The 665-nt window shown below is 43.3% G+C and carries 1 protein-coding gene; it reads left to right on the top strand.

Annotated features, from left to right (window positions below):
* A partial coding sequence (gene purE, locus ACS8FD_RS21270; RefSeq protein ID WP_439277330.1) for a 5-(carboxyamino)imidazole ribonucleotide mutase occupies positions 1 to 477 on the top strand: 477 nt, incomplete at its 5' end.
* Positions 478 to 665: the final 188 nt, after the last annotated feature.

Genomic DNA, 665 nt, shown 5'->3' with positions numbered 1-665 from the left:
ATCATGGGTTCGCAGTCTGATTGGGCAACCATGAATTGTGCCGCACAGCTACTGGCCGACTTTGATATTGCTTTTGATTGCGAAGTTGTCTCTGCCCATCGTACGCCTGATAGACTATTTGATTATGCAAAAGGCGCCAAAGACAAAGGCTTACAAGTTATTATTGCTGGTGCAGGCGGGGCTGCGCATCTACCAGGTATGTGCGCCAGTCAGACGCCGCTTCCTGTATTCGGTGTACCAGTGAAATCATCGATGCTAAGCGGTTGGGATAGCTTACTCTCTATCGTACAAATGCCTAAAGGCGTGGCGGTTGGGACCTTAGCAATCGGTACTGCTGGCGCTTATAATGCAGCCTTACTTGCGATTCAAGTACTGGCTTTGCATGATAGTACCATCGCTGCCAAACTTGATTATTTACGACACACTCAAACTGAGACCATCTTAGCCAGTCCTACGCCTGGTATTATTAACCGTTAAACAATATTTGTATAACCATGATTCCTCATTTTCTTCATTGAGATGAGTTAAATTTAATGGTTCTCCACTTGATATTTAATTTCAGATAGGTTTTACTGAATACAAGGTGCATATGTTGCACCTTTTCCTATTTTAAACGATTAGTTTTATTCCATTTTTAATCCAAAGAGCCCCTCATGACCACAGCC

Source organism: Psychrobacter sp. 1U2 (genome assembly GCF_051847575.1).
This window is presented reverse-complemented; position numbering and strand designations above follow the sequence as displayed.